We start from the raw sequence: 19,270 nt of genomic DNA, 5'->3' as shown, positions 1-19,270 counted from the left end.
AGTAGTTAGCTTACCTAATGAAGTAGAGGAGTGATCATGGGTCTCGATCTTCGTATTCCACTGGGCCTCATGTTTTTGTCGATTGGCGCGCTTATGTGCGGCTATGGCGCGCTGACGTGGCATAGCCCGATCTATGCGCAGTCACTGGGGCAGAACATCAATGTGCTCTGGGGATCGGTAATGCTTATCTTTGGAGGGCTGATGTTTTTTCTCGGCCGCCGTGCGCGTTGGCAGGAGGGTTCGACTGATGGAACTGTCGGACGACCTGATACAGCCGTTGACGCAAGCCCTCGACGTCATTAGAGGGGACTGCCAAATAGGGACATCCTGAAAACACTTATGTTGTGCACACAGCTCTGTAATCAAAGAACCAGGCTGCTCCTGCGATAATGAGTGGCATGAAGCACCGCGTCATCGAACACTACGAGCTGGTCCGAAAGCTGGGCACCGGCGGCAGTGGTGTGGTGTGGCTGGCCAACGATACGGAGCTGCAGCGCCCTGTCGTTCTCAAGCTCCTGCAGCGTGGCGCGCTCACACCAGAGCAAATGCGCACCACCTATCTGCGAGAGGCCCGGCTGGCATCCGCCATTGAGCATCCCAACGTCTGCGGGATCTATGAAGTTGGCGAGGCTGATAACGAAGCCTTCATCGTCATGCAGTACATCCCGGGCAAGCCGCTGGACCGCATCATCGATAACGGTGCAGCAAGCCTGGAGCTTGTGTTATCTGTGGGGATTCAGGTGGCGGACGGTCTTGCCGCAGCGCATTCGCTTGGCATCTTCCATCGCGATCTGAAGCCTGCAAACATCATCCTGACAGACGGTGGGCTAGCGAAGATTCTCGACTTTGGTCTCGCGCGCCGCATCAACATGGAAGAGGTCGAGTTCGACCCGGCGAAGCACGCCGAGCGCAAAATTCCTATCGACGCGAAGTACACGGCACGCGGCGGTACGCTGGCCTACATGGCTCCGGAGCAGTTCGTGACGGGCCAGTCTTCTGTGCAAAGCGACATCTTTGCTGTCGGTGTCGTGCTGTACGAATTATTGACCGGCCGGCATCCATTTCACCGTCCTGATTCGCCGGACTTCCAGAGCATTCGTGCCATCCAGTTTGAAGAACCACCGCCAATCCGTGAGCTGGCTCCGGACGCACCGGTTGAGCTTGAGAGCACGATTCTTCATTGCCTTGAGAAACAGCCTGCGGCGCGCTTCGCGTCTGCAGCAGAGCTGCGTGAAAGCCTGCGCACCATCCTGATGGCGAAGCAGCTGGATTCGGTGATGTCGCCGGGACTGAACATGCCGTCGCGCAATCATTTGGAGATCCCAACGCCAGAACAGGAGAAGCGGTCGACCGGCATCCTCTCCATGCTTGCTGAGCGCTTTCGTGAGAGTGGCGGTAACCAGCAGCACAACACCATCGTGGTTCTGCCGTTCCTCAACATGGGACCAGCCGATGCAGCGCCGCTGTACGGCTATGCACTGGCAGACGCTATTAGTGCTCGGTTGGCGCGTATGCAGAGTCTTGTGGTCCGGCCTTCCAGTGCGCTGATGAACCTGAATGCGCGTCAGCTGGATCCGCTCAGCATCGGTCAGAAGTTGCGCGTGGAGTATGTTGTCGCCGGAAGCTTTCTGCGCAGCGATCAGGGATTCGATCTGAACTGGCAGATGCTGGATGTGCCGGCGCAGTCGGTACGCGCGGGCGGATCCATCAATGTGAACTCGTTCGATCTTGTGGCGGTTCAGAATGAGATCAGCGCGGAGATCTTCGCGGTGCTGCGCGGCACTGCGACTGTCCGCATCGCATCGCGCACGAAAGAACTGGAACAGGAAGACTCACGGCCGCTGGAGCAGGAGTTGTCCGAGGAGTATCTGCAGGCGCGTGCCTTACTCAACTCCTTCATGTTCCGCCGCGGCAGCGCGGACGATCTGGATCGTGCGAAGGAGCTGTTTAATCGTGTCTCGCAGCGCGATCCTTCCTATGCCCCCGCATGGACGGGGCTGGGCGTGACGCATTTGCAGTATGTGCGGCACGGACTGGGCGGCCAGATGCACCTGATCGAGACGCGGCGTGCCCTGGATCGCGCGCTTGCCATCGACCCAGGCTCGGTCGAAGCGAATCTTTATCGCGTCTACATGCTGCTGTCGCGTGGCGAAAAGGAGAGCGCGCGTCACGGCATTGCGCACCTGCTGCAGACAGCCGGAAATGATTGGAATGTGAGGCGTATCGCCGGTACGACGCTTCGCAGTGACGGGCAGTACGAAGCTGCTCTTGCGGAGTTTCAGACAGCGCTGCGGCTGAACCCGTCCGATGCGGCAGCCATCTACAACGATCGCGCGCGTGTCTTCCAGTACCAGGGGCAGATGGAGCTTGCCGAGGATGAGGTTCAAAAGGGCCTGACCCTGGAGCCAGGCCACACCCGCCTTCGCATCACACGTGGCTACCAGTTCATGCGTATCGGCCAGTTGGAGCGGGCGATTGCTGCACTCGAAGAGGTGATCGCAGAAGACAAGACGATGCGCATCGTCTATCCAACCATCGCCATGTGCTACGCGCAGCTTGGCGATCGCGCCAAGGCGTCGACCTTCATCGTGGATGAAACGCTCGCGGCGGCTGAGGCAGACAGCGAGATGGCGTATCGACTTGCGACCTATTTTGCTGTTGATGGTGAAGCGGTTGAGGCGTTGCATTGGCTCCGCCGCGCGGTCTACCTCGGCAATGAAAACTACCCATGGTTCTCGAAGAACCCGGCATGGTCTCGGCTGCATGGCAATGCCGACTTTGAGTTGATCCTGACGGATTTGAAGAAGACCTTCAAACGCAACAGCAAGAACTGGAAGCGCCTGCTGAGCCAGGTCGAGCGATAGCTTCACGCCGGATTCGGCATCGTTCAACCTCACTCCACTGCGCTCAGATTCACAAGCGCAGCGGAGTGGAACTAGAAGACCCGGCGTCGCGACAAGACGAACCAAAGTGTCAGTGTGCCAAATTGAAGGAAGAGAAAGTCTTCCGCAAGGCTCCACGCACCCGAGCGCCCCAATAAGGCGGCAGCAGCCACCATCCCCAGCAGCATGAACGCAAGCATGGCGAGTGTCACCCGCTGGCCGTAGTGCGATCCTTCCGGCAAGGCCTGCGGGAGGCGCACTATGTTTTTCTGCGGCAGCGCAGCCATCAGTCGGGCAGAAAAATCATCCGGTACGGCAATCAGCGGCTTTGCTTCCAGAGCGGTGGTGATCTGTTGTGTCAGTTCGTTCTGTTCGTTCAACGCCTGCCTCCCGTCTGTGTTTCCTGCTGTGGCGTGGGTCTGCGTTCGTGGCTGGCCAAAGCGACTCGAAGCTTGTTTCGTCCTCGATGCAGATGCGTTCGAACTGTGCCGATCGGCAGTCGCAGGGACTGCGCTATCTGCTGATAACTGCGCTCTTCCTGATGGTAGAGCACCAGTATGGCTCGTTCGACTGCGCTAAGATTTGCGAGTTCGTCCTCTACGCGTTGCTGCAACTCGCGTGTGCTCAGCTGTTCTTCGGCATTCGCTGAGGGGTGATGCAGCCGCTCTTCCCATCCGCTGACGTCGTCCGAAAGTGATGTCTCACGGGTATCCCGTTTGCGCCGCTTCCACTCGTCCTGCGCCACGTTCACGATGATGCGGTGCAGGTACGTGGTTAGGAGAGCTTCGCCACGGAACGAGGGGAGCGCGCGATAGAGCCGAAGGAAGACATCCTGGGCGAGATCGTCGACATGCTCTCGCGTGCCAGTCAGGCGCACCAACATGCGGAACACCATGTCCTGATGCTCTGCAACGATTGCCTCGAAGCTGTCCGTGGTCGTCAAGAGTGAGTAAGACCACGAACATCGTAATAAGTTTCACGCGGTGGGTTGAAACTTAAATACGGGCCCTTGGTCTAACGCGGACGAAAAGGAGAACACCCATGAATGGTTTCTACAGTCCCTTTATCGTCCCCGTAGCCGGTTGCCTCATGATCCTCGGGCTTGGCGTTGCGGGCATCTTTTCTGAGATCCGCAATAAAGAGCTCCGGTCGCAGGAACGCATCGCCATGCTAAACCGCGGTGTGCCGCTGGCAGATATCGAACGCATGATGAGAAGTGCGAACGAGGATGAGAAGCGAGTGCGTGATCCGCTCCGCAGCCTTGGCAACACACGACGTGCGGCCATGGTGCTCATCTCACTCGGGATCGGGCTATGCGCCTTCGGCTTGCTGCTTTACGCCATTCTGCTGGTTCGTCCGACGCTGATCGTTGCTGCCGCGGGAGTGATTAACCTGTGCATCGGCGTCGGATTTCTGGTCGACTACAACATGCAGAAGCGCGAACTCTCGCGCTTCGGCATGGAAGTCGAATGAGAGGTCGCGCTGCTGACTTCTGAATTGAGGTAATGCTTAGTTGGTCGGGACGAATGCTTGGGGTGCTACGTAGGGACGAGTCGTTGGCTCTGCTTCGGCGTTGACTGTCGACGAGCGTCTTTCAAGAACTGGAACCGTGCGCTGGGAGAATTCCGGCTGTCTTGCGCTTCCGCCGATTGCCATTGGTTCCGTGAGGCTGATCACCAGGACCGTGCCCTCGGGAACGCGGGCCTGACGATCCTGCTTCAACCACCAGGCAGTGCTGAGGCCGGCACCAACACCGGCGCCGATGAGTGCACCCGGTGCGCCGCCGATGATGCCGCCCGCTGCTGCTGCTCCGCCCGTGGTGAGCGACATGGCAGCCAGTGTTGCGCCGACGTGATCTTTCCGCAGGATGTTGCCCTCTTCATCGATGCGCGTGTCTGCGGTCTGGTCGGTGTCGATGACCATGGCACGCATGAGCTTTCGTGCTCCGTCCGGCAACACTACGGTCTCAACTTCCAGATGGATCAAGGCTGATCCGCGAATGCGACGGCCACCACGGACCTGTGTGATTCGGCCTTCCACCGTGGATCCCGCCGGGAGGACGACGCGGCCCTCGTTCAGAATGTCTTCGGCGAGTTCGGCGGTGAATGGGGTGTTCGGCTGCGTGGTTTGGGTCGCGATGGCCGATCTCAGGCGGATGTGCATCAGGGTGTTGATCGGAAGCTCATCAGCGCGGCGCGGCATCTCGCCCACAACGCCGGCATCCGGATCGACCTTCTCTTCGATGCGTGGGCGCAGGGTGACGCCGGGGCCAACGTACGGCTTGTACTCGCCGTACTGTTCGGACGCAACAGGAGAGCTTGCGGGTGCGCTCATTGGGATCGCGGCTGAGGGCTTTGCTGCCGGCGCAGGGATCGGAAGATCTGCTACTGAGTCCTCCGGCGGACGGGACACGCCGGTCTGCTGAGCAAAAACTGGTGTCGCCATGGCGACGATGAGTGCGAGTGCGATCTGTGGCTTCACGCTTCGGCTCCTTCTGCCGTCGGGGAGACTGCAGTTCTTCTTAGGCTAGAAGAGACGGGCGCCAGTGCGGCATGTCATCTGCCGGGCGAATCAAGAGCGTCACTGCTCCTCCCTCGGAAAGACCATTGCGCAGCGTGTTGATACTGCTTTGTTAGAATGACGGCGAAGCAGTTGCGGGTACTCGTGCCCGCCGGGCTGCACACACGGACAACATATTAATGGCTGAGTTGCTGGAGACGATCGTCGGTGCGGGTGGTAGCAGCATCGCCGTCGATCGGCGGCCACGGCTGAATGATCGGCTGCAACATCGCATCATCGCCCACGGGGGCATCCTCGCACCGCACGCGGGCGAAGGGAAAGGCAACATGACTGAGATCGTATCCATCACAGCGCGCGAGATCCTTGACAGCCGGGGCAATCCTACCGTCGAAGCCGACGTGACCCTTGCAGGCGGCGCCATTGGCCGCGCAGCAGTGCCCAGCGGTGCCAGCACCGGCGAGCATGAGGCAGTGGAACTGCGCGATGGCGACAAGGAAGTCTACCTGGGCAAGGGCGTGCTGCAAGCCGTTGAAAACGTTGAGAGTTCCATCGCTCCCGAGCTTTCCGGGATGGATGCTACGAATCAGCGTTTGATCGATGCGACGATGCTCGCTTTGGACGGGTCTCCGAACAAGGCGAACCTGGGTGCGAACGCGATTCTGGCGGTTTCGATGGCTTGTGCGCGCGCTTCGGCGAATGCGCTGAAGATGCCGTTGTACCGCTATCTGGGTGGCGTGAACGCCTGCCTGCTGCCGACGCCGATGATGAATATCCTCAATGGTGGCGCGCATGCGGACAATAATGTGGACTTTCAAGAGTTCATGATTATGCCGGTTGGTGCCGACAGCTTTGGCGATGCACTGCGCTGGGGGACGGAGGTCTTTCACACGCTGAAGGGCGTCCTGAAGAAGAAGGGTTACAACACCGCGGTGGGTGACGAGGGTGGTTTCGCACCGTCGCTTAAGTCCAATACCGAGGCGCTGGATCTCATTCTTGAATCGATTCAGTTGGCTGGTTACGAGCCGGGTGAGGATATTGTCCTCGCACTCGATCCGGCATCGAGCGAGTTCTACAACAAGGAGTCCGGCAGGTACATCTTCAAGAAGAGCGACAAGAGCGAGAAGAGCTCGGCCGAGATGGCTGCCTACTGGGCGGACTGGGTTCGCCAGTATCCTATCGTGTCGATCGAAGATGGTCTGGCAGAAGACGATTGGGATGGCTGGAAGATTCTGACGGACGAGATCGGGGACCGCTGCCAGTTGGTCGGTGATGACCTGTTCGTGACGAACACGAAGCGTCTGCGCGAGGGCATTGAGAAGGGTGTTGCCAACTCGATCCTGATCAAGGTCAACCAGATCGGAACGATCACGGAGACGATGGAGTCGATCGAACTGGCTCGCCGGTATGGGTACACGTCGATCATCTCGCACCGTTCGGGCGAGACGGAAGACACCTTCATCGCGGATCTTGCGGTTGCTACGAACGCGGGCCAGATCAAGACCGGTTCGGCTTCGCGTACGGATCGTATCGCCAAGTACAACCAGCTGCTGCGCATCGAAGAAGAGCTCGGTCAAGGCGCTGAGTACCTGGGCATCGAGTCCATTAACTGCGACTAATCGCCAGGTGAACCATTTACGGAAGGAGTGGCTTCGGCCACTCCTTCTTTGCAGTCAGCAGTAGTTTTTACGGAAGCAAGGAGCTATCGCATGTCGCGTCGCAAGCCACTCGTTCTTACCATTCTTGACGGCTGGGGTATCCGTGCGGAGACGCATGGGAATGCGATTGCGATGGCTCGCAAGCCAACGTATGACATGCTGCTGCGCGAGTATCCGAATACGATCATCCGTGCGAGTGAGCACTTTGTCGGTCTGCCGGATGGGCAGATGGGCAACAGCGAAGTGGGCCATCTGAACCTGGGCGCCGGGCGTGTGGTTCGCATGGACATCACGCGTATTGACGCGATGATCGAGAGCGGTGAGTTCTTCAGGGACAAGCTGCTGGTCGACTCGATCCAGTCTGCGATGGAACGCGGTCGCGCGGTTCACTTTCTTGGTTTGTTGAGCGATGGTGGCGTGCACTCGCACCAGCGGCACTTGTACGCGTTGCTGAAGCTCTGCGCGCAGCTTGGTGCGAAGGATGTGTTCGTCCATGCGTTCCTTGATGGACGCGACACCATGCCGACATCCGGTGCGGCTTACATTGATGCGCTGCAGCAGCAGATCCGCGAGATCGGCGTGGGCAAGCTGGCGAGCTGCAGCGGCCGCTACTACGCGATGGATCGCGACTTGAAGTGGGAGCGCGAGCTGAAGGCGTTTGACGCCATGGTGAAGGGCAACGCCGAGGGCGGCTCGACGACGGATGCGGCGGCCAAGGTGCGCGAGGGCTACAACAACGGCGTCACGGATGAGTTCACGATCCCATTCGTTTGCACGGATGAGGCAGGGAAGCCGCTTGGCACCGTGCAGGACGAGGATCTTTGCATCTGCTTCAACTACCGCAGCGACCGCGTGCGACAGATTACGCGCGTCCTGGCACGCAATGTTGCCGGTGGCTTGACCAAGGCCGACGCACGCGATCTGCCCAAGGCTGACGAGCTGGACCTTGAGATTCCGCGTGTCAGCGTTCCGAAGAATCTGCGTTACATCACGATGACGCAGTACGATCCGAAGTTCACGTTGCCCATGGTCATCCTGCCGGAGAGCATGGATAACCTGCTGGCGAATGTGATGGCGAACAACGAGCTGCGGAACCTGCGCGTCGCCGAGACGGAGAAGTATGCGCACGTGACTTACTTCTTCAATGGCGGTATCGAGAAGCCATTCAGCGGTGAGGAGCGTGAGGTGGTGCAGTCGCAGAAGGTGGCGACGTATGACCTGGCGCCCGAGATGAGTGCGCGTGGCATCTGCGATGTGGTGATGAAGGCGATCGATGACACTGCGTTCGACGTGGTAGTCGTGAACTTTGCCAATGCCGACATGGTCGGTCATAGCGGCAGGGATGGAGCCGACGATCAAGGGTGTCGAGACAGTCGATGCGTGCCTTGGCGAGATCTACGCATCCTTGAAGCGCAACGGTGGATCGTGGCTTATCACCGCGGACCATGGCAACGCGGAGATGTTGATCGATCCGGTGACCGGTGGACCGCACACCGCGCACACGACGAATCCAGTGCCGCTGATCGCTGTGACTGATCAGGGTAAGAAGTTCAGTCTGCGTGAGGGTGGTTCGCTGCGTGATCTTTCGCCGACGATGCTGGCGATGCTGGGATTGAATTTGCCGAAGGAGATGACGGGCGGCGATCTGAGAGTGTTTCCAGAAGCTTAACCCTCGATCGGCCAATCCTTTGGAACAGCCATCGCCGAGTCGGCTCGTTGAGGGAAGCCTAGTCGGACCAAGGCATCTCTGACGGCCGTGGCTCCCTCTATGAGGACGATCCGCGCCGCGGACGGATGATGAAGCAGAATCATCGAGAACGATGCGGCGATGCTTTCATCTGTTGGAGTGGAGGCGATGGCGCTTTTATAAAACGTCAGCGATGTGCCGCTCTTTGCGGATCGGATTGCTTCGGCCGCCTCAGAACGCGCCGGTGTTTCAAGAGCCCACACGGGCGACATTAGGCAGAGTCTAGCGATATCTGAGATTGGGGTTTCCGGGCCATCGACGACCGCGACGGACTCTAAACCTTCCGCATCCAGTGCATCTCTTGACGCCGCAAGTGCGAGATTCAATAAGTGCCCTCGAAGAACGAATTCAACTGCTTCACTTGGATCGCTGATGCCACTAACGCGCATAGCTTCGCCTACAAGTTCATCATCGAGCTGAAGGCGTCGTTTTCCCATTTACGAATACCGTAAAGCACACACGAAGATAGATCTATATCTCGCGACGGCCTTCCATTGCCCGGCTCATGGTGATTTCGTCGGCGTACTCGATGTCGCTGCCTGCGGGGACTCCGGTGGCAATACGCGTGATGCGCAGCGGATGGTCGGCACTGGCCTGATGGAGTTGGTTTGCGAGCCAGTGTGATGTTGCTTCTCCCTCGACGGTGGGCGAAAGGGCGAGGATGATTTCGTCGATCTCGCCGAGGCGGCTGAAGAGGTTGGCGGTGCGCAGTTGTTCCGGGCCGACGCCGTTGAGCGGGGAGAGCGTGCCGTGGAGGACGTGATAGATGCCGTTGTAGCCGCGGGTCTTTTCGATGGACGCGATGCTGGTTGGCTCTTCGACGACGCAGACCGTAGCGTGCGTGCGGGTGGGGGAGGAGCAGTAGGTGCAGGGATCGACGTCGGTGACGTTGTTGCAGATACTGCAAAGCCGCAGTTGCGCTTTGAGTTCGCGGATGGCGTTGGCGAGCAGTTCCGCGTCGGCGTTGGGCGAGCGCAGGATGTGGAAGGCCAGACGTTGTGCGGATTTGTTGCCGACGCCGGGCAGCTTGCGCAGCTCTTCGATCAGGCGGGCCATCGGTTGTGCGAAGCGTTCCATGCTACTTTGACGCTCCCTTTGCGGTACCCGGAGGCAGGCCCAGGCCGGATGTCAATGACTTGCCGTCGATACCGGCAGGAGACCACGCTTTGACGACGGCCTGCGCGATCTTTGCGATGGCGACTTCGCCCTCGTTATCGACGCTCCAGCCCTTGTCGGCGTTGTCGTAGGTGTAGACCGCGAGGACGATGGGACCGGACTTCGCCGCGAGGATGGCCACGTCGGACCGAGTGGCATCGAGCGACCCCGTCTTTGAGGCAATGCCGCTGCCTTTTTCCGTGTTGTCGAGCGTTTCCAGATAGCGTGGGATGGTGTCTCGGTAGAACTGGTTCCGCAGCATGTCGATGGCGACGTTGCAGGCTGTGTCTGCCTTTGCCTGATTGACCTTTGGCTGGCCGGGCAGGTCGACATCGCAACGACCGATCTTCTCGATCAGTTGCGCGATCTGGTGTGGCGTCGTCTTACCCAGGCCGAACTTTGGCTGGTCTGCGGGCATGGGGCCATCGGCCGGTTTAAAGACCTTCTTATAGAGCCATGTGTCGGTGTAGCCAAGTGCCGTCATGTTCCCGTCGACCTGTTTCGTCGGGAAGCGGTCAATCATGAGGTTGGTCGCGGTGTTATCGCTGACGATGACCATCATGGTGGCGATGTCTTTCAGCGTGAGCGTGATGGGCGTGTCGAAGAAGTGGAGGATGCCCGAGCCGGCGACGCCTTCGCCGGGTTTGAGTGTGACTTTCTCATCCCATGTGGCGTGGCCGAGAGCGATCTCGTGCACAGCGGTCCAGAGCAGGGCGAGTTTGATGGTGCTTGCGGTCTGGACCGGCTTGTCAGCGTCGATGCTGATCGTCTTGCCGGTGTTGAGCTGGTGTGCGTAGAGAGCGACGCTGCCGTGGTGCTGGGCGATGACCTGCTTGACGGCCTCATCGGGTTCCTGCGCGGATGCGGAGGTGCACAGGCCTGTAAGTGCGGCGCAGATGCAGAGACCGCGGAGGGATAGTTTACGGAATTGGCCCGCCGCGGTACGCACTTAGCCGAGCAGCTTTCCGAGGTCCATGCCGCCCAGCATGCCGCTGGTGGCTGCCTGCATCTGGTCGTCGGCCTTGCGGCCGGCTTCGTTGATGGCAGCGGTGATGAGGTCTTCGAGCATCTCCACGTCGCCGCCGCTGGCTGCGAGGGCATTGGGGTCGATCTTCAGGCGCAGCAGCTCTTTCTTGCCGTTGACGCGTGCCGTTACCAGACCGCCGCCGCTGGTCGCCTCTGCGGTGGTGGTGGCCAGCTTCTGTTCCATCTGTTCCTGCATATGCTGGGCCTGGCCCATCATCTCCTGCAGCTTGCTCATGTCCATGGGGTCGATCTCCTAAAGCTTTGGGAGTGCGCTAGTCCTTGCGCAGGTCGAAGACGTTGGTGACTTCGGCGTTGAAGAGCCGTTGAGCGGCCTGGACGGTTGGATGCTCCAATGCCTTTGCCTGCGCGGAGCCGGTGCGGGGTTTCTTGGGGGCGGCTGCCTTGGCTTTGCTTTCGGGCGTAGCCGGCTGGAAGACGATGCGGACACCGCCCAGGCCTTTTTCGCGCAGGGCCGTCTTGATAATGGCTTCGACGTCCGGGCGGAAGATGGTGGACATCAACGGCTTGGAGAGCGTGGTCGCTATCAGGACTTCGCCGTCGGCGATGGTCCAGGTGGTCTCTTCCAGTTGTTCCGCGGCCGAGTTGTGCTTCTTTGTCTCGAAGAGGGCTTCGACGGCGGCGGCTTGAAGTTGCGCCGCGTCGGATGCTGCTCCGGTGACTGCGGGGGCCGAGGCGGGCTCTGTGGCGTCAGGGTCGGCGTCCGGCAGTGGCATGCTCTCCCAGGAGGGATCGTATGCCTCGTCGGCGTGTGCGGCCGGCGGGTCTGCGAGCGCGACGGCGCTGGGCTGGATGTGGATGTTCAGGCCGGTGCTGGGTTCTGGTGGTGTGGCTACTGCCGGGGTACTGAAGGGCGAGAGGTTCGCGGGCTTCGGTGCTGCCGGTTCGGGTGCAGAGAATGGCGACAGGGTTGCGGGCTTCGCGGCTGGCGGTTCGGCGGCTACAGGCGGCGCGAAGGGCGACAGGTTCGCGGGCTGGTGGGCGACTGGATCGGGTGCGAGGGCGAGTGCACCTTCGGTGCGTCCGGTTACGGGTGTCACACTGCCTACGGGACGTGCTTCGCGCGAGGCCCACACATCCGCTTCGCGTATGTATGGGGCACCCGGTTCTGTGGAGGTGCTGACGGGCGTTGCGACCGGCGTGGGAGCGGCGGTCGGTTGTGATTCGAAGCGGGGTGCTGGCGTCACGGGAGTGGAGGGGTTGGTTGTTGTGCTTGCCGTGGGAGTTACCGTGGCACTGGCTGACGGAGCGGTCGAGGGTGCCTTTGGGTCTTCCTTCGCGGGGAGGCCCGTGACGTTGCCGCCTGCTTCGTAACGCGACGGTGGTGCTGCCGGACGCGAGGGGGCCGTGCTGGGCGCAGCGGCCGGGCGTGGCGGCGGCATGGTGCGCGGTGTCGGGTTGTTGCTGGGCTTGGGGAGTTGCGAGAGGAACTCTTCGATGGGGATGAGTCGCTGCAGGTGCACGAGCTTGATGAGCCCGAGCTCGAGGTGCAGGCGCTGTTCCTGGCGGAAGCCGAGGTCGTCGAAGGTGCGCAGCATGACGCCGAGGAAGCGGGTGAGTTCTTCCTCGGTGAAGAGCATGGCGGTGCGGACGGCGCGGCGGCGCTCGTCGGGGCTGATCTGCAGGAGGTCGCTGGTGTTCTGCTCTTCGGTGAGCGAGGCGATCTTGGCGACGATGCAGTTGCGGAGGTAGCGGACGAACTGGCGCGCGATCTGCGAGGAGGAGTTGCCGGCGTCGAGCAGGCGGCCTGCGGTGGTGAGGACGGCGGCTGAGTCGTTGCGTGCGACGGACTCGAGGATTTCTTCGAAGACGGTGTTGGGCACGGTGCCCATGAGTTCGCGGATCTCGCTGGCGCTGAGCTCGGCTTTGCCGTCGACCATGGGCGCGGAGGCGATGGCCTGATCCATGATGGAGAGCGCGTCGCGCATGCTGCCGTCGCCGGCTTCGGCGAGGAGAGCGAGCGCGGCTTCGTCGGCGAGGACGCCTTCGTGAGCGGCGATTCCGCGGAGTTCGTTGAGGATGTCGTCGAGCTTGACGGCGTGAAAGCTGAAGTGCTGGCAGCGCGAGCGGATGGTCTGCGGGATGTTCTCCGGCTCGGTGGTCGCCATCATGAAGACGATGTGGTCTGGTGGTTCTTCCAGCGTCTTCAGGAGTGCGTTGAAGGCGGCATCGGTGATCTGGTGCGCCTCGTCGAGGATGTAGATCTTGAAGCGGTCGCGGGAGGGGCGGTAGCGGGCGGCGTCGCGCAGTTCGCGGATCTCGTCGATGCCGCGGTTAGTGGCGGCATCGATCTCAATGACGTCGACGGCGTTGCCGGCGCGGATCTCGGTGCAGGCGTCGCAGACGAGGCAGGGCTCGGGTGTCGGGCGCTCTTTGCTGCCGATTTTGTTCTGGCAGTTGAGCGCGCAGGCGAGGATGCGCGCGATGGTGGTTTTGCCGATGCCACGGTGACCGCTGAAGATGTAGCCGTGCGCGATGCGGTTTTGCTCGAGCGCGTTCTGCAGGGTTCGTGTGACGTGGTCCTGGCCGGCGACGTCGGCGAAGCGTTGCGGACGATATTTGCGGGCAAGTACCTGGTAAGCCATCGCCATTTAGTTTAGCGGGTGCCGCGGTGGATTAGGCGGATCGTTGGTGGGTGGCCGTGGAGGGGCTATTTGGCCTTTTTGGGTTTCTTGCGGAGGGTCATGGGCAGGCCGAGTCGCTTGCGGCGCTTGATCTCCTCGTCGGAGAACATGGTGCCGCGGCAGGCTTCGGTCCCGCAGTAGCAGGGCTGGTCGTCTTCGTCGCTGTCGTAGAGGTGGTACTCGTAGGTGAGTTCTTCTCCGGCGGCGATGTTGCGGAGGGCGAGGACGTAGATGTGGCCGTCGTTTTCTTCGCTCTGGCAGTTGGGTTCGCAGCAGTGGTTGATGAACATGGGCGTGCCGAAGCCGTCGATGACGGTGTCCCGGTCGTGGACGCCGAAGAGGTAGGTGATGTCGCGGTTGGCGTAGCGCTCATCTGCCTCCGCCTTCGTCATGCGCGGACCCTCGTATTCGGCGACGCGTGCGCCGGCGCGAATGGGGTCAAGTGTGTAACAGCCGCAGCCGTGGACCGGCGACGAACGGAGCATGAGTCTTGGGAGCATTGTTGCGCGAGTATACGGCACGTGACCTTGGCGCGAAAACAGATGGTTGCCTCACGCTGGGATGGAGCGTCTAAGCTGTTGTGTAAGTCATGAGCGAACGGACGAGATCGGCGAAGAGGTTGGCGGTGGCGGCATGCGTGCTGCTGGCGGTTGCTTGCGGCAGTGCGCAGACCTCAAAGCCTGCGAAGAAGTGCAAGGCGGGATCGAAGGATCCGGCGTGCGTTGCGACGGATTCGGCGGCACCGGCGGGATCTTCTTCTTCGAGCGATACGCAAGACAAGCCTCCTGCGGCGGCGTTTCCTTTCCCGACGGATGACTCTAAGCACGGGGCGAACGTGGATGGGGAGCCTTCGGGGCCGCCTGCGAAAGCGGCGAACCCGAATGGTCTGCCAGCGATGCCGACGGAGCCTGTGCCCGATCCGCCTGCGTCGTCCGAGCGGCCGATGAAGCTGCCGCCGGATGGCTATTCTTCTTCGGGAAGTAGTTCGAGCAGCGGAGGCGACGATGGTGCTAGTTCCAGCTCGAAGGCGGACGATGATGCGGATGTTGCGCCGACGACGGCTGCGCCGAATGCGCCGGTGAAGGCTTCAAAGCTGAAGGATCTTGGCAGTCGCGGCGATATGAGCGCAGCCCGGTTGAAGCTGGAAGCGACGCGCGTGGCGGACGACCTGAAGATTGCGAAGTTCTATATGAATGACGGCAACACGCAGGGAGCTTATCTGCGTTACAAGGATGCCGTGGATCATGCTCCGGACGATCCGGAGGCTCGGTTTGGCCTGGCTCAGGCTGCCAGCAAGCTGAAAAAGACGGACGAGGCTGTCCTGAACTATCGCGAGTACCTGAAGCTGGATGAGGAAGGCGACCATGACCGGGATGTGCGGCAGGCGCTGGCAAAGCTGGGCGCTCCGGCGAAGTAAGCTTCATGCGGAGTTTTAGTCCGCGTCCCGGACCATCAATTCCTCGTCGTAATCCTCTTCCGCGCTTGTTAGCGTTGCGGGCTGGTCGCTCATCGTCTCTTCCGTTAGCAAATAGCGGCGCAGGTAGCGCAGTGGTTCCGGTGCGGTGGCCATCTCGCGCAGGTGGTATTCCCAGACATCGCTGCGGCTGGACTGTCGTAGATGTGCCTTGCGCTGGACGGTGCGCGCTTCCCCGGTGGACCGGGCGCTTTGGAAGGTTTGCTGGGGAACCACGAAGGTAATGCGTTCGCCACTGCGGAAGAATGCCCGTGCGAAGGTGTGGGAGAAGACGAGCATGTGGGCTCGTTTGCCGCGCGCGAGCCAGCGGACGGCTTCGTCGGCGCCCGTCCACGGCATGCCGCTGTGTTCGTGGTACCAGCGTTTGAACTCAAAGCCCGATGCTCGTGCCTGGCCGATGAGCAGTTGCAGTAGCTGCGCGCGCGTCATGGGTACCAGCCTCAGGAAAGGGTGCCCCCAACTTATGCGCGCACGGGCCATCCGTCAATCCGGCAATCGTTCATCGGGACTTGCGGACTCTGGCGGAGATGAGATTGTGTCCGGTAATGACGCGCCGCGCATCCCGGCGCGGCCCGGGACGCGTCTACCAACGTGTGGCGATGCGAATGAAAGTCCCGATGGCTGCTGTCCTGCTTGCTTTGGTTTGCGGTACCGCACGTGCGGAGAATACCTACCCGCTGAACAACGATCCGCAGGTCCGTGAGGCCTTTCAGCATTTCTACAACCTGGATTATGACGGTGCGATGCAGCGTTTCCAGGCGGTGCAGCGTGAGCACCCGCAGGACCCGATGGCCAGCGGCTATGTGTTGATGGATACGATCTTCCGCGAGCTGTATCGGCAGGATCTGCTGGACACGACCTACTACGCGCACGAACATTTCCTGAGTTCCGGGCATAAGTCCGACATCTCGGAGGCGACGCGCAAACAGATCGACCAACTGACGGATAACGCGATTGCCCAGGCGGATGTTCGCATCAAGGCAAACGGCCAGGATAAGGACGCCTACTTCGCCCGCGGCTACGTGCGCGGGATGCACGCAGCGTGGATGACGCTGGCGGACCACAGCTTTACCGGCGCCGCGCGGCAGGGACTGGCGGCACGCAATGACAGTGAGCAGGTGCTGAAGCTGGACCCCAACTATGCGGACGCGAAGATGGCGGTGGGCATTCAGCAGTTTGCGGTGGCTAGTCTGCCGCGCTTTGTACGGATGCTGGTGGGTATCGCAGGGATCGGCGGCAACAAGGAAGGCGGCCTGAAGCTGCTGCGTGAAGCGGCCGCGAACGGTACGGCGACCAAGGTGGAATCACAGACGGCGTTGTCCCTCTTCCTGCGGCATGATCAGCGCTATAGCGAGGCCTATGCAGTCGCCCAAGGGCTGGCGAAGCAGTATCCGCATGACTTTCTGTTCCGGCTGGAAGAGGCGAACCTGATGAAGGATTCGGGTCATGGCCCGGAGGCCATCAACATCTACAAGGCTGTGCTGGCGGATGCCGCGAAGCCAGGTTACTTCATCGATCCCCGATTGCAGCTTGCGTACTTTGGCCTGGGAGAGACGCAGCGGGGGCAGAATGACGTCCTTGGTGCTGCGGAAAGTTATCTGAAGGCTTCTCAGCAGCCGAACTGCAGCGACTGGATGCGGAAGCGTGCGCAGTTGAATGCGGGCATGATGCTGGACAAGCTGCACCGCAGGGATGAGGCTGTGAAGCAGTATCAGTTGGCGGCGGCGGCCGGTGGCGACCAGACGCAGGCGGATGCTGCACGGAAGTTGATAAAGTCCCCCTATACGGGAACTTAGGCTTCGGTACGTGCGTATCTCTCTCCGTGAATGCCGAGCGTGTGCAAGAATGCTGTGCATCGGCAGGAGGAGATTTCGTTATGAATGGACCACTGCTTCGTCCCCGTTATGACCGCAAGATCGCGGGTGTCTGCGCGGCTTTCGCCCGCGCCTATGGCTGGGATCTGACGCTGACACGGCTTGCGCTGGTGCTGCTGGTGTTCTTTGGCGGCGGCGGTTTGCTGGCTTACGTGATCTGCTGGGTCGTGATTCCGGAAGAGCCGCTTGCTTTGCCTTATGCGGGAACTTATCCGCCTCCGCCTGTGGGTTATCCGCCGGCAGACTATCCGCCGACAAATCCGCCCGCGCCGCCGCCATCTGTTTAGTCGGTGTCCTGGGGGAAGGCGTTGCCGCGACCCTGCTTGTGATGCGTGTCAAAAACTCGGCTAGCCTGTGTTGTACGACTGAGGTCTGCTCCGTTCAGATAGTCTGGATGGGATGAATCAGGGACGGCCTTTTGTGTATGCCGACGCGCGGCTCAAGTGCGACGGCGTTGATGTGGCGGAGCTTGCCGAGCAGTTCGGCACGCCGCTGTACGTATATTCCGCAAACCAGATTGCCGAGCGGGCCGGGCTGTTTCAGACGGCCTTTGCTGGCGTGTCTCACACCGTTTGTTACGCGGTGAAGGCGAACTCGTCGCTGGCGATCCTGAAGATGCTGGCCGCGCAGGGCTGCGGCTTCGACATTGTGAGCGGTGGGGAACTGGCGCGGGTGCTGGCCGCCGGTGGGCGTGATGTGGCGAGTCGCGTTGTGTTCTCTGGCGTGGGCAAGACCGCTGCCGAGATGGACGAGGCGCTGGATGCGGAGATTCTCCAGTTCAACGTGGAGAGCGAGCCAGAGCTAGAGTTGCTGGCGGCGCGTGCTGCGGCGAAGGGCAAGCGGGCGCGTATTGCTCTGCGTGTGAATCCTGATGTGAGTGCGGAGACGCATCCGTACATTTCGACCGGGCTGAGCGCGCACAAGTTTGGCATCGGCATCAAGCTGGCGCGAGCCGTGTACACGCGGGCTGCGGCGATGCCGTCGATCGAGACGACGGGCGTCAGCGTCCATATCGGTTCGCAGATCCGGCAGGTGGAGCCGTTTGCCGAGGCGCTGGCAAAGACGCTTGCACTGGTGGCGGAGTTGCGGAGTGACGGCCACCAGATTCGTTATGTGGATGCGGGTGGCGGGCTTGGGATCGAGTATGCGGACAAGGATTTTGACGCAGCCGAACAGGTCGCGCACTATGCCGCCGCACTGAAGAGTGCGTTGGGATCGATGGACGTACATCTGCTGCTGGAGCCAGGTCGCTTCCTGGTGGGACAGGCGGGCGCGCTGATCACGCGCGTGCTCTATCGCAAGCAGAATGGCGACAAGAAGTTTGTCATTGTCGATGCGGGCATGAACGATCTGATCCGTCCTGCTTTGTACCAGGCGCATCACGAGATTGTGCCGGTGGTGACGCGCGAGGGCTCGCTGGACGAGGAAGCCGACATTGTCGGTCCCGTATGCGAGAGCGGCGATTTCTTTGCGCGGGCGCGGACGCTGCCTGTCTCCGAGGACGGCGATCTGCTTGCTGTTCTGGATGCGGGTGCTTACGGGCTGTCGCTGAGTTCGAACTACAACACGCGTCTGCGACCAGCGGAGGTGCTGGTGGAATCGACCGGGGCACGGCTGGTGCGGCGTCGTGAGACGTACGAGGAGTTGTTCGCGCCAGAGATGCCGTAGACATGCGGTTCGTGCGACTGATTCGATATCGAAACATCGAATAGGGATGACGAATCCTATTGGCAGCGGCGTACGCATTGGTCATGTGCACCTGAAGGTGGCGGATCTTGATCGTGCGATTGCGTTCTACAGTGGCGTGCTTGGCTTTGCGGTGACGCAGAAGTTCGGCAACAGTGCCGCGTTTCTGTCGGCGGGTGGCTATCACCATCACATTGGCCTGAACACGTGGGAGAGCCTTGGTGGCAAGCCGCCGGCACCTGGCACGACCGGTCTGTATCACCTGGCGATCCTGTATCCGACGCGTGCGGAGCTTGGCGATGCGCTGAGGCGGCTGATCGCGGCGAATGTACCGCTGCAGGGTGCCTCCGACCACGGTGTGAGCGAGGCGATCTATCTTGCGGATCCGGATGGAAATGGCGTGGAGCTTTACTGGGATCGTCCGCAGGCGGAGTGGCCGGTGGATGCGGCAGGGAATCTGAAGATGGTGACGGGGCCACTGAATCTGCAGATGGTGCTGGACTCGGCCAAGTGAGTGTTGTGTGACGCGGTTCTGAGGGTGAGCCGCGTTGTCTCGGCGATAGAACCCACGTCTCAAAAGCGAGAGGTGGGGCGCCCGGTTCCGTGGTC

Annotated in this window: 20 protein-coding genes and 1 pseudogene; 10 read left to right on the top strand and 11 right to left on the bottom strand. The window is 60.9% G+C overall.

Translation table 11 applies throughout. The features are described from left to right. Positions 1-36 precede the first annotated feature (36 nt). Both TERRO_RS10480 and TERRO_RS10475 read left to right on the top strand, forming a co-directional pair. Positions 37-303, top strand: coding sequence for a hypothetical protein (locus TERRO_RS10480; protein ID WP_014785970.1), 267 nt, complete (start codon positions 37-39; stop codon positions 301-303). A gap of 95 nt (positions 304-398) precedes the next feature. Further along, on the top strand, positions 399-2,864 hold the full coding sequence (locus tag TERRO_RS10475; RefSeq protein WP_041593243.1) for a serine/threonine-protein kinase: 2,466 nt from the start codon (positions 399-401) through the stop codon (positions 2,862-2,864). A 71-nt stretch (positions 2,865-2,935) separates the two neighbouring features. On the opposite strand, the gene TERRO_RS10470 is transcribed toward TERRO_RS10475, so the two are convergent. Together TERRO_RS10470 and TERRO_RS10465 are read right to left on the bottom strand one after the other, a co-directional pair. Then, positions 2,936-3,262 carry a hypothetical protein gene (locus tag TERRO_RS10470; protein ID WP_014785968.1) on the bottom strand — a complete coding sequence of 109 codons (327 nt, stop codon included), beginning with the start codon at positions 3,260-3,262 and terminating at the stop codon, positions 2,936-2,938. Next, positions 3,259-3,825, bottom strand: coding sequence for an RNA polymerase sigma factor (locus tag TERRO_RS10465; RefSeq protein ID WP_014785967.1), 567 nt, complete (start codon positions 3,823-3,825; stop codon positions 3,259-3,261). Before TERRO_RS10465 ends, TERRO_RS10470 begins: the two co-directional genes overlap by 4 nt. A gap of 98 nt (positions 3,826-3,923) precedes the next feature. Here TERRO_RS10465 and TERRO_RS10460 point away from each other — a divergent pair, with 98 nt between their 5' ends. Beyond that, complete coding sequence (locus TERRO_RS10460) at positions 3,924-4,355, top strand: DUF6249 domain-containing protein (protein ID WP_014785966.1); 432 nt, start codon at positions 3,924-3,926, stop codon at positions 4,353-4,355. A gap of 36 nt (positions 4,356-4,391) precedes the next feature. On the opposite strand, the gene TERRO_RS10455 is transcribed toward TERRO_RS10460, so the two are convergent. Then, positions 4,392-5,363: a hypothetical protein gene (locus TERRO_RS10455; protein WP_014785965.1), complete on the bottom strand. Its 972-nt coding sequence runs from the start codon at positions 5,361-5,363 to the stop codon at positions 4,392-4,394. A gap of 218 nt (positions 5,364-5,581) precedes the next feature. Between TERRO_RS10455 and eno the strand changes: the two genes are divergently transcribed. Continuing rightward, positions 5,582-7,018, top strand: a complete 1,437-nt coding sequence (gene eno, locus TERRO_RS10450) for a phosphopyruvate hydratase (RefSeq protein WP_014785964.1) — start codon at positions 5,582-5,584, stop codon at positions 7,016-7,018. A gap of 90 nt (positions 7,019-7,108) precedes the next feature. Continuing rightward, a pseudogene (gene gpmI, locus TERRO_RS10445) lies at positions 7,109-8,726 on the top strand (2,3-bisphosphoglycerate-independent phosphoglycerate mutase). Here the strand turns inward: gpmI and TERRO_RS10440 are convergent. From TERRO_RS10440 to TERRO_RS23120, 7 genes are all read right to left on the bottom strand, one after another. Continuing rightward, complete coding sequence (locus TERRO_RS10440) at positions 8,723-9,241, bottom strand: type II toxin-antitoxin system VapB family antitoxin (RefSeq protein ID WP_014785963.1); 519 nt, start codon at positions 9,239-9,241, stop codon at positions 8,723-8,725. The pseudogene gpmI and the gene TERRO_RS10440 sit on opposite strands and share 4 nt — an antisense overlap. A gap of 34 nt (positions 9,242-9,275) precedes the next feature. Then, positions 9,276-9,881 (bottom strand): recombination mediator RecR, encoded by a 606-nt coding sequence (gene recR / locus TERRO_RS10435; RefSeq protein WP_014785962.1) that lies wholly within the window; start codon positions 9,879-9,881, stop codon positions 9,276-9,278. Between the two features lies 1 nt (position 9,882). Continuing rightward, positions 9,883-10,908 (bottom strand): serine hydrolase, encoded by a 1,026-nt coding sequence (locus tag TERRO_RS10430; protein WP_014785961.1) that lies wholly within the window; start codon positions 10,906-10,908, stop codon positions 9,883-9,885. Next, positions 10,909-11,226 carry a YbaB/EbfC family nucleoid-associated protein gene (locus TERRO_RS10425; RefSeq protein WP_014785960.1) on the bottom strand — a complete coding sequence of 106 codons (318 nt, stop codon included), beginning with the start codon at positions 11,224-11,226 and terminating at the stop codon, positions 10,909-10,911. 31 nt (positions 11,227-11,257) lie between these two features. Continuing rightward, a complete protein-coding gene (gene dnaX / locus TERRO_RS23640) occupies positions 11,258-13,588 on the bottom strand; it encodes a DNA polymerase III subunit gamma/tau (RefSeq protein WP_041593241.1) in 2,331 nt (776 codons plus the stop codon). Positions 13,589-13,653: 65 nt separating this feature from the next. Continuing rightward, the gene (locus TERRO_RS10415) at positions 13,654-14,127 is read right to left on the bottom strand and encodes an SET domain-containing protein (RefSeq protein WP_014785958.1); all 474 of its coding nucleotides are present in this window, start codon (positions 14,125-14,127) and stop codon (positions 13,654-13,656) included. 70 nt (positions 14,128-14,197) lie between these two features. Further along, positions 14,198-14,407, bottom strand: a complete 210-nt coding sequence (locus tag TERRO_RS23120; protein ID WP_041592553.1) for a hypothetical protein — start codon at positions 14,405-14,407, stop codon at positions 14,198-14,200. Between the two features lie 115 nt (positions 14,408-14,522). Here TERRO_RS23120 and TERRO_RS10405 point away from each other — a divergent pair, with 115 nt between their 5' ends. Beyond that, entirely contained in the window at positions 14,523-15,044 is a 522-nt protein-coding gene (locus tag TERRO_RS10405) for a tetratricopeptide repeat protein (protein WP_041592552.1), read from the top strand. Between the two features lie 15 nt (positions 15,045-15,059). On the opposite strand, the gene TERRO_RS10400 is transcribed toward TERRO_RS10405, so the two are convergent. Next, on the bottom strand, positions 15,060-15,530 hold the full coding sequence (locus tag TERRO_RS10400; protein ID WP_014785956.1) for a hypothetical protein: 471 nt from the start codon (positions 15,528-15,530) through the stop codon (positions 15,060-15,062). Positions 15,531-15,718: 188 nt separating this feature from the next. Here TERRO_RS10400 and TERRO_RS10395 point away from each other — a divergent pair, with 188 nt between their 5' ends. The 4 genes from TERRO_RS10395 to TERRO_RS10380 all read left to right on the top strand — a co-directional run bounded on the left by TERRO_RS10395 (position 15,719) and on the right by TERRO_RS10380 (position 19,175). Next, positions 15,719-16,897, top strand: coding sequence for a hypothetical protein (locus tag TERRO_RS10395; RefSeq protein ID WP_245536082.1), 1,179 nt, complete (start codon positions 15,719-15,721; stop codon positions 16,895-16,897). A gap of 80 nt (positions 16,898-16,977) precedes the next feature. After that, positions 16,978-17,262 carry a PspC domain-containing protein gene (locus TERRO_RS10390; RefSeq protein ID WP_014785954.1) on the top strand — a complete coding sequence of 95 codons (285 nt, stop codon included), beginning with the start codon at positions 16,978-16,980 and terminating at the stop codon, positions 17,260-17,262. A gap of 112 nt (positions 17,263-17,374) precedes the next feature. Further along, positions 17,375-18,643, top strand: a complete 1,269-nt coding sequence (lysA, locus tag TERRO_RS10385) for a diaminopimelate decarboxylase (protein ID WP_014785953.1) — start codon at positions 17,375-17,377, stop codon at positions 18,641-18,643. Between the two features lie 46 nt (positions 18,644-18,689). After that, positions 18,690-19,175 (top strand): VOC family protein, encoded by a 486-nt coding sequence (locus tag TERRO_RS10380; protein WP_014785952.1) that lies wholly within the window; start codon positions 18,690-18,692, stop codon positions 19,173-19,175. Positions 19,176-19,270: the final 95 nt, after the last annotated feature.

Origin of the sequence: Terriglobus roseus DSM 18391 (genome assembly GCF_000265425.1) — a bacterium.
In the GTDB taxonomy this organism is placed as follows: domain Bacteria; phylum Acidobacteriota; class Terriglobia; order Terriglobales; family Acidobacteriaceae; genus Terriglobus; species Terriglobus roseus.
The sequence above is the reverse complement of the archived record's forward strand: the minus strand, read 5'-3'. Positions and strand labels throughout refer to the sequence as shown.

Bases quoted from the DNA above. Each gene is read 5' to 3' on its own strand.
- eno (WP_014785964.1), top strand. From the start codon at position 5,582: ATGGCTGAGTTGCTGGAGACGATCGTCGGTGCGGGTGGTAGCAGCATC.
- TERRO_RS10475 (WP_041593243.1), top strand. From the start codon at position 399: ATGAAGCACCGCGTCATCGAACACTACGAGCTGGTCCGAAAGCTGGGC.
- TERRO_RS10380 (WP_014785952.1), top strand. From the start codon at position 18,690: ATGACGAATCCTATTGGCAGCGGCGTACGCATTGGTCATGTGCACCTG.
- TERRO_RS10400 (WP_014785956.1), bottom strand. From the start codon at position 15,530: ATGACGCGCGCGCAGCTACTGCAACTGCTCATCGGCCAGGCACGAGCA.
- TERRO_RS10405 (WP_041592552.1), top strand. From the start codon at position 14,523: ATGCCGACGGAGCCTGTGCCCGATCCGCCTGCGTCGTCCGAGCGGCCG.
- TERRO_RS10460 (WP_014785966.1), top strand. From the start codon at position 3,924: ATGAATGGTTTCTACAGTCCCTTTATCGTCCCCGTAGCCGGTTGCCTC.
- TERRO_RS10415 (WP_014785958.1), bottom strand. From the start codon at position 14,127: ATGCTCCCAAGACTCATGCTCCGTTCGTCGCCGGTCCACGGCTGCGGC.
- TERRO_RS10395 (WP_245536082.1), top strand. From the start codon at position 15,719: ATGGCTGCTGTCCTGCTTGCTTTGGTTTGCGGTACCGCACGTGCGGAG.
- recR (WP_014785962.1), bottom strand. From the start codon at position 9,881: ATGGAACGCTTCGCACAACCGATGGCCCGCCTGATCGAAGAGCTGCGC.
- TERRO_RS10480 (WP_014785970.1), top strand. From the start codon at position 37: ATGGGTCTCGATCTTCGTATTCCACTGGGCCTCATGTTTTTGTCGATT.
- TERRO_RS10390 (WP_014785954.1), top strand. From the start codon at position 16,978: ATGAATGGACCACTGCTTCGTCCCCGTTATGACCGCAAGATCGCGGGT.
- dnaX (WP_041593241.1), bottom strand. From the start codon at position 13,588: ATGGCTTACCAGGTACTTGCCCGCAAATATCGTCCGCAACGCTTCGCC.
- lysA (WP_014785953.1), top strand. From the start codon at position 17,375: ATGAATCAGGGACGGCCTTTTGTGTATGCCGACGCGCGGCTCAAGTGC.
- TERRO_RS10440 (WP_014785963.1), bottom strand. From the start codon at position 9,241: ATGGGAAAACGACGCCTTCAGCTCGATGATGAACTTGTAGGCGAAGCT.
- TERRO_RS10425 (WP_014785960.1), bottom strand. From the start codon at position 11,226: ATGGACATGAGCAAGCTGCAGGAGATGATGGGCCAGGCCCAGCATATG.